The sequence below is a fragment of the Mangrovactinospora gilvigrisea genome (assembly GCF_001879105.1).
Taxonomy (GTDB): Bacteria; Actinomycetota; Actinomycetes; order Streptomycetales; family Streptomycetaceae; genus Mangrovactinospora; species Mangrovactinospora gilvigrisea.
Genome location: NZ_MLCF01000072.1, coordinates 1 through 11418 on the forward strand (window position 1 = coordinate 1; position 11418 = coordinate 11418).

10 protein-coding genes are annotated in these 11418 nt (G+C 72.7%); 1 reads left to right on the plus strand and 9 read right to left on the minus strand.

What is annotated here, in order from left to right; all coding sequences use genetic code 11:
- The 7 genes from BIV57_RS24155 to dacB form a co-directional block, all read right to left on the minus strand.
- The coding region (locus BIV57_RS24155; RefSeq protein ID WP_175548759.1) for a dihydropteroate synthase at positions 1–182 on the minus strand (182 nt) is incomplete at its 3' end.
- A 203-nt stretch (positions 183–385) separates the two neighbouring features.
- Entirely contained in the window at positions 386–997 is a 612-nt protein-coding gene (gene folE / locus BIV57_RS14365; protein ID WP_071657190.1) for a GTP cyclohydrolase I FolE, read from the minus strand.
- Between the two features lie 93 nt (positions 998–1090).
- A complete protein-coding gene (ftsH, locus tag BIV57_RS14370; protein WP_071657191.1) occupies positions 1091–3118 on the minus strand; it encodes an ATP-dependent zinc metalloprotease FtsH in 2028 nt (675 codons plus the stop codon).
- Positions 3119–3346: 228 nt separating this feature from the next.
- The gene (gene hpt, locus BIV57_RS14375) at positions 3347–3898 is read right to left on the minus strand and encodes a hypoxanthine phosphoribosyltransferase (protein ID WP_217651728.1); all 552 of its coding nucleotides are present in this window, start codon (positions 3896–3898) and stop codon (positions 3347–3349) included.
- A gap of 88 nt (positions 3899–3986) precedes the next feature.
- The gene (gene tilS, locus BIV57_RS14380; protein WP_071657192.1) at positions 3987–4991 is read right to left on the minus strand and encodes a tRNA lysidine(34) synthetase TilS; all 1005 of its coding nucleotides are present in this window, start codon (positions 4989–4991) and stop codon (positions 3987–3989) included.
- A gap of 281 nt (positions 4992–5272) precedes the next feature.
- Positions 5273–6442: a zinc-dependent metalloprotease gene (locus tag BIV57_RS14385; RefSeq protein WP_071657193.1), complete on the minus strand. Its 1170-nt coding sequence runs from the start codon at positions 6440–6442 to the stop codon at positions 5273–5275.
- Between the two features lie 109 nt (positions 6443–6551).
- On the minus strand, positions 6552–8141 hold the full coding sequence (gene dacB, locus BIV57_RS14390; protein WP_071657194.1) for a D-alanyl-D-alanine carboxypeptidase/D-alanyl-D-alanine endopeptidase: 1590 nt from the start codon (positions 8139–8141) through the stop codon (positions 6552–6554).
- 117 nt (positions 8142–8258) lie between these two features.
- Here dacB and BIV57_RS14395 point away from each other — a divergent pair, with 117 nt between their 5' ends.
- Complete coding sequence (locus BIV57_RS14395; RefSeq protein WP_071657195.1) at positions 8259–8750, plus strand: inorganic diphosphatase; 492 nt, start codon at positions 8259–8261, stop codon at positions 8748–8750.
- Positions 8751–8846: 96 nt separating this feature from the next.
- Here BIV57_RS14395 and BIV57_RS14400 read toward each other — a convergent pair whose 3' ends face one another.
- Together BIV57_RS14400 and BIV57_RS14405 are read right to left on the minus strand one after the other, a co-directional pair.
- Complete coding sequence (locus BIV57_RS14400; protein WP_071657196.1) at positions 8847–9857, minus strand: hypothetical protein; 1011 nt, start codon at positions 9855–9857, stop codon at positions 8847–8849.
- Positions 9858–9943: 86 nt separating this feature from the next.
- The coding region (locus BIV57_RS14405) for a threonine/serine exporter family protein (RefSeq protein ID WP_071657197.1) at positions 9944–11418 on the minus strand (1475 nt) is incomplete at its 5' end.

The following is an 11418-nucleotide window of genomic DNA, read 5'->3' on the forward strand; positions in this document are numbered from 1 at the left end:
TGCGCGGCGAGCGCGCGGCCGTGGGCGATCGCGGTGTCCGCGGCGAACCAGCGCCCGCCGTCGGAGAAGGAGTCCGGCGTGACGTTGACGACGCCCATGACCGCGGTGCGGTCCAGCGCGGGCAGGCCGAGCGGGGCGCGCCGGGGCGTCACCGCGGCGTCGGGGACAGGATGCGCTCGCATGCCCACAAGGTTAAGCGCCCACCCACCCCCACGTTCGCCGCCCCCACGCGCTCGGCGCGGTCCCCGGTTCTGCCGCCCCTCCGCCCCGCCCGGACCGCTGCGCGGTCCGCGGCGTTCCGCGGGCGGGCGGGACAGCAGGGCCGCAAGCAGACCTTGCGCCGATGGGCGGGTGGGGTGCCGGGGCGGCGAACGAGGCGGGGACGCTAGTGGCTGAGGATGAGGCTCATCGCCTCGGAGCGCGTGGCGGGGTCCCGCAGCTGCCCGCGCACCGCGGACGTGGTGGTCTTGGCCCCGGGCTTCCGCACCCCCCGTGCGGACATGCACAGGTGCTCCGCCTCCACCACCACGATCACCCCGCGCGCGTCCAGAATCCGCATCAGCGCATCCGCGATCTGCGTCGTCAGACGCTCCTGCACCTGGGGCCGCCGCGCGTACACGTCCACCAGCCGGGCCAGCTTCGACAGCCCGGTGATCTTCCCGCTCTCCGCGGGGATGTACCCCACGTGCGCCACCCCGTGGAACGGCAGCAGGTGGTGCTCGCAGTTCGAGAAGACCTCGATGTCCTTCACCAGGACCATCTCGTCGTGGCCCATGTCGAACGTCGTCGTCAGGACGTCCTCCGGCTGCTGCCAGAGGCCCGCGAATATCTCCCTGTACGCCCGCGCCACCCGCGCGGGCGTCTCGCGCAGGCCCTCCCGGTCCGGGTCCTCCCCGATGGCGTACAGGATCTCGCGGACGGCCGCCTCGGCGCGCTTCTCGTCGAAGGCGCCCGGCTGCCACTCCTCGTTGTAGTCCCGGTTCACCGGATCCGTCATGACAGCTGCTCCCTCTTGTCCGCCCAGATACGGGGATGGCCCCCGCGACCAGGGTAGATCCCTGGCCACGGGGGCCACCAACCACAACGGCCGCTACTCGACGCCTCCGCCGTCCACCGGCGGGAGCGGCAGCGTCCCGGTGTCGACGCTGTCGGCGGGTGCCGCCGGCGCCGAGCCGTTCGCCAGCAGCTCCTTCTTGGAGAGCACCGGCGGGCGGGTGGACGGCGCGCGCCGCGCCGAGCCCGTCCACGCGGGACGCGGCGGACGCTTCTGCACGGAGCGGAAGACCTCGGCGATCTGCTCCTTGTTCAGCGTCTCCTTCTCCAGCAGCTCGAGAACGAGGTTGTCGAGGACGTCGCGGTTCTCGACGAGCACCTCCCACGCCTCGTCGTGGGCGTTCTCGATCATCTTCTTGACCTCTTCGTCGACCAGCCCGGCGACTTCCTCGGAGTAGTCGCGCTGGTGCGACATGTCGCGGCCCAGGAACGGCTCCCCGTTGTCGTTGCCGAGCTTGATCGCACCGAGCCGCTCGGTCATCCCGTACTGGGTGACCATCGCCCTGGCCGTCTTGGTGGCCTTCTCGATGTCGTTCGAGGCGCCCGTGGTGACGTCGTGGAAGACCAGCTCCTCCGCGGCCCGGCCGCCCATCGCGTAGGCGAGGGTGTCCAGCATCTCGGCGCGGGTGGTGGAGTACTTGTCCTCGTCCGGCAGGACCATCGTGTAGCCCAGGGCGCGGCCCCGGGACAGGATGGTGATCTTGTGGACGGGGTCGGTGTGCGGCATCGCATGGGCGACCAGCGCGTGGCCGCCCTCGTGATAGGCCGTGATCTTCTTCTCCGCCTCGCTCATGATCCGGGTGCGCTTCTGCGGCCCGGCCACGACGCGGTCGATCGCCTCGTCGAGCATGCTGTTGTCGATCAGCTTCTTGTCGCTGCGCGCGGTGAGCAGCGCCGCCTCGTTCAGCACGTTCGCCAGGTCCGCGCCGGAGAAGCCGGGGGTGCGGCGGGCGACGGCCGTCAGGTCGACGTCCGGCGCGAGCGGCTTGCCCTTCTGGTGGACCTTGAGGATCTCCAGCCGGCCCTGCATGTCGGGCGCCTCGACGGCGATCTGCCGGTCGAAGCGGCCCGGACGCAGCAGCGCCGGGTCGAGGATGTCCGGGCGGTTGGTGGCGGCGATCAGGATGACGCCGCCCTTGACGTCGAAGCCGTCCATCTCGACGAGCAGCTGATTGAGCGTCTGCTCGCGCTCGTCGTGGCCGCCGCCGAGGCCCGCGCCGCGGTGCCGGCCGACGGCGTCGATCTCGTCGACGAAGACGATCGCCGGGGCGTTCGCCTTGGCCTGCTCGAAGAGGTCGCGGACGCGGCTGGCGCCGACACCCACGAACATCTCCACGAAGTCCGAGCCGGAGATGGAGTAGAACGGCACCCCGGCCTCGCCGGCGACGGCCCTCGCGAGGAGGGTCTTGCCGGTGCCGGGCGGGCCGTACAGCAGCACGCCCTTGGGGATCTTGGCACCCACCGCCTGGAACTTGGCGGGCTCCTGCAGGAACTCCTTGATCTCCTGGAGCTCCTCCACCGCCTCGTCCGCCCCGGCCACGTCCGAGAACGTGGTCTTCGGGGTGTCCTTGGTGATCAGCTTCGCCTTCGACTTGCCGAAGTTCATCACCCGCGAGCCGCCGCCCTGCATCTGATTCATCAGGAACAGGAAGACGATCACGATGAGGAGGAACGGCAGCAGCGACAGGACAACGCTCAGGAAGGCGTTCTCCTTGGTGGGCTTCACCGTGTAGCCGCCGGGGAGGCTGCTCTTGCTGCCGTCGTCCATCTGCTTCTGCAGGGCGTCGGCGATCGCCGTGCCCTGCGTGCCGATGTACGAGGCCTTGATCTTGTCGGTGCCGTCGACCTTCTGGCCCGACTTCAGCTGCACCTTGATGGTCTGCTCATTGCCGGTGGTGAGCTCCGCCTGCTGCACCTTGCCCGCGTTGATGGCGGCCACCACATCGCCGGTGTCCACGGACTTGTAGCCGCTCGAGGAGGAGGCCACCTGCATGACCACGATCACGGCGACCACGGCCACCACGATCCACAGAACCGGCGCACGGAAGTATCGCTTCACGTCCATCCATGCGGGGCCGGGGCCCCGTCCCTCCTGCCAATTCGAGTGCACCGGCGGCCTCGAGGGAGGCCACCGAAGCGTCCGGTGTTCCGACCATTGTCACCCGGAGCGGAGGCGTGCTTGCAACAACCCGCCCACCCCGCCTTGCGGCGGCGTCCGGCCGCAACTGCTCCAACGAGGGTAGTGAAGCCCGTGTTCCCGCGGGCCCACTCCCCGTGACCTGCCCCGAAGGGGTCAGGCGTAGACGTGCTCGGCCAGCGTCCCGATAAAGGGGAGATTGCGGTACCGCTCCGCGTAGTCGAGGCCGTAGCCGACCACGAACTCGTTGGGGATGTCGAATCCGACGTGCTGCACGTCGATGTCGACCTTCGCCGCCTCCGGCTTGCGCAGCAGCGTCGCCACCCGCAGCGAGGCCGGGCCCCGCGAGCTGAGGTTGGACAGCAGCCACGAGAGCGTCAGGCCCGAGTCGATGATGTCCTCGACCACCAGCACGTGCTTGCCGGCGATGTCGGTGTCCAGGTCCTTCAGGATCCGCACCACCCCGGAGGACTGGGTGCCCGACCCGTAGGACGAGACGGCCATCCAGTCCATCTTCACCGGCGAGTGCAGCGCGCGGGCCAGGTCCGCCATCACCATGACGGCGCCCTTCAGGACGCCGACGAGCAGCAGGTCCTTCCCCTCGTACTCCCGGTCGATCTCGGCCGCGATCTCCTCGATCTTGGCCTGGATCTCTTCCTGCGTGACGAGCACCTTGGTGAGGTCGGTGCCCATGTCGTTGACGTCCACCCGGATCGTCGCTTTCGTCTCGGGGGCTGCAGCCGTTTTCAGGGGACTGCATCGGATGCATCTGCCGCGGCGTACCGCATCCCCCACGTTACAAGCGCGTTTCCTCGCTCACGCCGGGGGGACGCCGAAAGACCAGGGTGCCACAGCGGCGGAGCGCCTCCACGCCCCCCGGGAGACTCAGCGGCCCCTGCCCGTGCCAGCTCGTCACCAGCGCGTCGACGGTCTCCACGTGCGAGGCGAAGAGCGCGCCGGCCGGCGAGCCCGCGTCCAGCGCGGCCCGGCGCAGTATCCGCCGCCGGATCGCCGGGGGGAGGTCGGAGAGCCGGGTGACGTCCAGATCGCCGTGCGGGGTGCGGGCCCGGGCGGCCTCCCGCTCGGCCCAGGCGTCCAGCGCGTCGGCGTCGTCCCGGCAGAGGCGGGCGGTGCGGGCCAGCGCCTCGACGACGCCCTTCTTCAACTGCTTCTCCAGCACCGGCAGCACCTCGTGGCGCACCCGGGAGCGGGTGAAGCTGGGGTCGGTGTTGTGCGGGTCGTCCCACACCTCGATGCCCAGCTGGTGGCAGGCGGTGCGGAGCTGATCGCGGCTCAGGCCGAGGAAGGGGCGGCGGTAGCGGGGGCCGACGGCGGCCATCCCGGAGAGCGACCGCGGGCCGGAGCCGCGGGCGAGGCCCAGCAGCACCGTCTCCGCCTGGTCGTCGAGGTTGTGGCCGAGCAGCACGGCGGCGGCGCCGTGGCTCTCGGCGGCGGCGTCCAGGGCGGCGTAGCGGGCCGTGCGGGCGGCGGCCTCGGGGCCGCTGCGCGCGTCGGGGTCGACCGTCACGCCGAGCGCCTCGACGGGATCGAGGCCGAGCGCGCGCAGGCGCGTCAGCAGGGCGACGGCCCGCTGGGTGGAGCCGGGTTGGAGGCCGTGGTCGACCGTGACGGCGCCGACGCGGATCCCGCGCCGGGGGGCCTCGAAGGCGGCGGCGGTGGCCAGCGCCATGGAGTCGCCGCCGCCGGAGCAGGCGACGAGGACGAGCGAGTCGGGGGGAAGGTCGGCGAGGGCCTGGCGGACGGCCAGGCGTATCGCGGCGACTGCGGGGTGAGGTCCCACGGGCGATCACTCCTTTTGGAGCCCGGGCGGGAACCGAGGGGAGGGGGTTCCACGTCTTGCACCGAACGGCTCGATGGTCTCAAACGAGCGGCCCGTGTCCGAGTGGTGACGGCCCGTGGTGGACCTCAGTCCCTCTTATGGGTGAGTATCCCTGATCACTTATTCGAAGGTCAGCCCCCTACACACCCCGGCGCCCCGCGCCGGCCCGGTGGGCCGGCGCGGGGCGCCGGGGCGAGGACGCGGCAGCCGGGCCGCTCCTTGTGCGCGACTGCTTGTGCCGACTACTTGTGCGCGACCCGCGACACCCACGCGGAGGGGTCGTTGATCTCGTCGCGCGACGGCAGCGTGTTCGGCGACGTCCACACCCGGTTGAAGCCGTCCATCCCGACCGCGTCCACCACGCCCCGGACGAACCGCTCGCCCTCCTGGTACTGGCGCAGCTTGGCGTCGAGGCCCAGCAGCCGGCGCAGCGCCTGGTCGAGGCGGCCGGTGCCCTGCTTGCGCCGCTGCGCGAACTTCTCGCGGATCTCCTTGACGGACGGCACCACCTGCGGGCCGACGCCGTCCATGACGTAGTCGGCGTGGCCCTCCAGGAGGGACATCACCGCGGTGAGGCGGTCGAGGATCTCCCGCTGGGCCGGCGTCTGGACCAGCTCCACCAGGCTCGGCGAGGAGGAGTGGCCGCCGCCCTCGCCGGACTCCTCGCTGCTGCCGCTCATCGCCTGGACGGCCTCGCGGGCCCGCTCGAAGAGCGTCGCCGGGTCCATCTCGGTCTCGGCGAGGAAGGTCTGGATCTCACCCTCGATGTGGTCGCGCAGCCACGGCACGGCGGTGAACTGGGTGCGGTGCGTCTCCTCGTGGAGGCACACCCACAGCCGGAAGTCGTGCGGGTCGACGTCGAGTTCACGCTCCACGTGCACCACGTTCGGGGCGACCAGCAGCAGCCGGCCGGCCTTCGGCGGGGCGTCGCCGGTGGTCGCGTCGCCACTCGCCTCCGTACCCTGGCCGGCGGCCGCGGGGGCGATCTGCGGGGCCGTCGGCGCGAACGTCTCGTACTGGCCCAGCACGCGGGAGGAGAGGAAGGCGAGGAGCATGCCCAGCTCCAGGCCGGTGATCTTGCCGCCGACCGTGCCGACGAAGGAGCCGCCGACGGCGGCGGAGCGCTTGGCGGCCATCTTCTCGGCCAGCGGCTGGAGCAGCTGGCTGAAGCCGGCGACGTTGGCCTTGATCCATCCCGGGCGGTCGACGACCAGCACCGGGGTGCCGCCGTCCGGGGAGGACATCTTGGTGAAGGAGCGCACATGCTGCTCCGACTCGGCGGCGTGCTGCCGCAGTTCCGCGACCACCGCCCTTGCCTCGTCCGGGCTGATATCCGGCCCGGGACGCACCAACCGGGTCGCGGTCGCGACCGCCAGGTTCCAGTCGACCATGTCCGCACCGCTGCTCGTCATAGCCTCACCGTACGTGCTTGCGCCCCGAAGCGGGGCGAAGACGTACGGGATGGGGGGCGGTTCCGGGTAATCCCCGAGTCGCGGCCCCGTCACCCGCGCCGCTTGTGCGTCACCGCAAGGACGTCACCGTCGAGGCGAGCTTGTCGAGGGCGGTGCGGGCGGCGGTGGCGTCGAAGGACTTGTTGGACATGAACGCGAAGGCCAGCAGGCGGCCGTCGGCGTCCGGGGCGAGGCCGGCGAGGGTGTTGACGCCGGTCAGGGAGCCCGTCTTGGCGCGGATGACGCCGGCCCCGCCCCCGCCGCCGCCCCCGATGTAGCGCTCGTCCAGCGTCCCGGTGAAGCCCGCCACCGGCAGCCCGGTGGCGACCGCCCGCAGCTCGGGGTGGCCCGGCGCCGCGGAGAGCGCCAGCAGCCGGGCGAGCGTCTCGGCCGGGATGGTGTTGGCGCGGTCCAGCCCGCTGCCGTCGTGCAGCGCGAGCCCCGCCGGGGGCACGCCCAGGCTGGTGACGACCCGTCGGACCGCGGCGCCGCCGCCGGCGAAGCTCGGGTCGGCGTGCTCGGCGAGGGCCACCTGCCGGGCCAGTGCCTCGGCGATGTCGTTGTCGCTCTCGGTGAGCATCTTCTCCACGAGGTCGGCGGTCGGCAGCCCCTGGACGGCGGCCAGCGCGGCGGCCCCGGCCGGGGCCCGTCCCGACGCGGGCGCGCCCTGCACGGTGATCCCGAACCTGCCGAGCAGCGCGGCGAACCGGGAGGCCGCGTTGGCGGCGGGGTCGGAGAAGCGCGGCGCGTTCTCGGTGCTGCCCGGGTCGACGCGGCCCTCGTCGACCATCAGCGGGACCTGTTTGGCGAGGTTGTCGTTGACGCCGATGGAGTCGTACGGGGACCCGGTGTACGCGGAGAGGTCATAACGGAGCGTCACCTTGGTGGTGCCGGACCGCTTGAGCGCGTCCGCGGTCCGGTCGGCGAGGTCGCTGAGCCGGGCCGGCTGGTCGGCGAGGTCGGCGTCGCCGCCGGCCCCGGCGGGCGCGGCCGCCGCGGTCAGCGTCGGATCGCCGCCGCCGACCAGGACCAGGGTGTTCTTCGCGCCGAGCACCGTGCGGGTGGTGATGCGGTGCTCGGGCCCGAGGACGTGCAGCGCGGCGGTGGCGGTGGCGAGCTTGGTGGTGGAGGCCGGCGTCATCGGGGTCGTCCCGGCGCGCGAGTAGAGCAGCCGGCCGGTGCGGGCGTCGAGCACCGTCGCGGTGACGGAGCCGAGCGCCGGGTTGCCGAGCGGCCCGGCGAGCGCCTTGGCGACGGCGGACGGGGCGGGGGCGGCGCCGTTCGCGGGCAGCGCGGCGAGCACGGCCGGGGCGGAGGCGGCGTCGCTGCCGGGGCCGCTGCCGGCGCCGCCGGGGCGGTGGCCGGCGGGCCGGTGCTCGACGGGCCGGTGGCCGAGGGCGGCCTCGGCGGTGCGCGCGGCGGAGCGCTCGGCGACGCGCTGGCCGGCCTGCCACGGTCCGGTCGCGGCGACGAGCCCGACGGCGATCAGCAGCCCGGCGCCCGCGGCGCCGCCGACGACGGCGCGCGTCCCGAGGGGTCGCCGTACCGCGCCGGGGGCGGCCGAGGAGACGGCCGCGACGAGGCGTTTCGCGCCTCTCCGCCCGTCTCCCGCCGCCCTTCTGATGCGCTTCGCGACCTCTCCCCCGACCGGCCGGGCCATCGGCGACCAGCCCCTTTCGTTCGCAGCTTGGTTTGTAGGAGACACTAGAGCGCTGTAACTCTCTCGCATCACTCGCAGGCACCATGCATGCGGACACGCCCTAAGGAGGACGGACCGGTGGAGTTCGACGTCACGATCGAGATCCCCAAGGGTTCGCGGAACAAGTACGAGGTGGACCACGAGACCGGGCGCATCCGCCTGGACCGTCGGCTCTTCACCTCGACGAGCTACCCGGCGGACTACGGATTCATCGAGGGCACGCTCGGCGAGGACGGCGACCCGCTCGACGCGCTGGTGCTGCTGGAGGAGCCCACCTTCCCGGGCTGCCTCATCAAGTGCCGCGCGATCGGCATGTTCCGGATGACCGACGAGGCCGGCGGCGACGACAAGGTGCTGTGCGTGCCGGCGTCGGACCCGCGGGTGGAGCACCTTCGGGACATCCACCACGTCTCGGAGTTCGACCGGCTGGAGATCCAGCACTTCTTCGAGGTCTACAAGGACCTGGAGCCGGGGAAGTCCGTGGAGGGTGCGGACTGGGTCGGGCGGACCGACGCGGAGCTGGAGATTCAGGCGAGCGTCAAGCGGCTGGAGGCCGAGGGCGGCCACTGAGTCGCGGCGGCGCGCGGGCGCGGCGGTTCGCCGCCGCCCTGGCCCCCGGCACCCCATCCGGCCGGGCTTCGCCTGGCACCGTGGGGTGGCGGGGGTTCACCTGATGGTGGGGGGACGGGTGTTGCGGCCGCGTTGACGGGCCGCCTCGCGGCGCCGACGGCGCGCCGCGCGGCGCAGCTCGTGGCGGCGGCGGGACTCCTCGTGGTCCTCGCGCAGGTCGTCGCGGTAGTGCTCCAGGCGGGAGAGCCACGGCTCCTCCGCCTCGCGCGGCTCGCCCGCGCCCGCGCCGGTGTCCGGCGGGGCGACCCGCTGCGCCAGCCGACCCGCCGCGTCCCGCAGCATCGGCGACTTCTGGATCATCGGCGAGCGCTCCGGCGCGCCCGCGATCCGGTCGAAGAGCCAGGTCCGGGCGGTGTCCGCGCGCCGGTGGACGCGCCGCTCGCGGCGCACCGCCCGGGTCATCCGGCGCGGCCGCGAGGTGTACCGCCAGCGCGCCCACGGGCTGCCCGGACGGGCCAGCCGGATAGCGCCGATCAGCCCCAGCACCGGGACGAAGATCCCCAGCAGCCCGGTCCAGATCTTCCCCTTCAGCAGCGCGACGAGCGCCAGCACCGCGTCCAGGCAGATCACCGCGACCAGCGCCCAGCGTCCGCCGGTCGGCGGTCGGGCGCCCAGCGGGAACTGACCCAGCAGCAGGATCGCGATGATCAGTATCCCGATGATCACCGCGTCCACGCTCTTGCGGCCCTGCTCCTTCCAGTACACGTCCTCCAGGTGCAGGATCAGCGCGAACTCGTCGAGGACGAGGCCGCAGCCGGTGCCGAAGAAGAACGCCCAGACGTCCCGCCAGCCCGGGGCGTCGCCGCGCAGCGCGAAGGACGCCACCCCGGAGACGATCAGGATGGCGATGCCGAACACCATGTGGTGGATGTGCAGCCCGCCGGCCTTGATGTTGCTGGGCCACCAGGACACCCCGCGGCGGATCATGCGCACGCTGAAGCGGATCGTCAGGAACGACAGGATGAACCCGACGAGCAGCAGGAAGAGCGGCTGCTTGCCGGGGTCGAGGATGTGCCGGTCGTACTGGGCGAAGAGGAAAGCGATCACACGCTGCTCGCTGGGGTCACCATCGGTACAGCCTAGTGTCGCGACCGGGGCGTATTGCCGAGGGGAGCGGCGCTGGTGCCGCGGCGCTAGAAGCCGCGGGTGCGCTTGGCGGCACGCCGCCGTCCGGGCACGATGCCGGGGGCGCCGCGGACGGCGGGCAGGAAGAGCCGGCTCACCTCGCCGCCGAGGCTGACCCCGACCGCCAGCGCCAGCGCCAGCGCGCCGGAGCGGGCCGTGGAGAGCAGCCCCGGGATGATGTGGTTCTGGGTGATGCCCAGCAGCCCGTAGTAGAGCGAGGAGCCCGGCAGCAGCGGTCCGAGCGCCGGGATGACGTAGGGCAGCGTGGAGCCGCCGTAGAAGCGGGCGATCAACTGCCCGAAGAGGCCGACCAGTATGGCCGCCACGACCGTGGCCACCACCGCGGAGAGCCCCGCCTGACGGTTGATCACCGCGTACACCACCCAGCCGGCCGCGCCGTTGGCGACCGCCCAGCCGAGGGTGGGCCGGTCGGACTGCATCAGCACGCAGAAGGCGATGGTGAGGCCGGCCGCGGCGAGGATCTGGATGATCGGCCGGTCCCGCGTCACCGGCGCGGTGTCCACCCCGGCGAGCCCCATGTGGAAGGCGTGCAGCGCCAGGTAGAGCATCGCCGAGATGCCGCAGACGATGCCGATGAACAGGTACAGCACCTCCAGCAGCCGGGCGGCGGCGGTGATGTAGTAGCCCGTCAGGCCGTCCTGGACGGCCGCCACCAGGGGCCGCCCCGGGATCAGCGCGAAGAGCCCGCCGGTGATGATCGCGGAGGCCTGGACGCTGTAGTCCAGTTCGTGGCGGGCCGCGAAGAGCGCCGCCGCCAGCAGCGCGGGCGGCATCGCGGCGAGCGCGTACTGGTAGAACTCCGGGAAACCGCGGTCGGCGAGCCACCAGGCGGCGCGGTCGCCGAGCAGCGCGCCCAGGAACGACACCAGGAACACCACCCAGTCGCCGCCGACCAGCACGGACGCCGAGCCGGCGAGGAGCCCGGAGGCGCAGGCGAGCATCCAGCCCGGGTAGGGGTGGCGGTTGCGGCGGATGTCGGCGAGGCGCCGGTAGACGTCCTCGATGGTGGCCTTCTCGGCCGTGATCTCGTCGACGAGGGAGTAGACGGCGTCGAGGCGGGTGTAGTCGGAGCCGCGGCGCCGCACCACGCGCTCGGCGGTGGTCGGGGACTCCACCAGCGAGGGGTGGTAGCTGATCGACAGCAGCGTGAAGGTGACGGTGGGTTCGCAGCGGTCCAGGCCGAAGGCGTGGGTGACGCCGAGCATGGCGGCCTCGACGTCCTCGGCGGCCTCGCCGCTGGCGAGCAGGAGCTCGCCGATGCGCAGCGCGATGTCGAGGATGCGCGGGACGGGCGGCGTCCCGGGGGCGGAATCGTTGTCGGCGGGGGCGGAGCGGGCGGAGCGCTCGTAGCCGGGGCGCTCGGACATCGGGGTGCGCAGCAGCACGCGCATCCGCTCGGGCCAGGGGCGGGTGCCGGGGGCGCCGGGGGTGAGCTTGAGGATGGGGGTGCCGCCGACGGGGG

Coding starts and splice junctions, on each gene's coding strand:
- folE (WP_071657190.1), bottom strand. CDS start 997: ATGACGGATCCGGTGAACCGGGACTACAACGAGGAGTGGCAGCCGGGC.
- ftsH (WP_071657191.1), bottom strand. CDS start 3,118: ATGGACGTGAAGCGATACTTCCGTGCGCCGGTTCTGTGGATCGTGGTG.
- BIV57_RS14385 (WP_071657193.1), bottom strand. CDS start 6,442: ATGACGAGCAGCGGTGCGGACATGGTCGACTGGAACCTGGCGGTCGCG.
- dacB (WP_071657194.1), bottom strand. CDS start 8,141: ATGGCCCGGCCGGTCGGGGGAGAGGTCGCGAAGCGCATCAGAAGGGCG.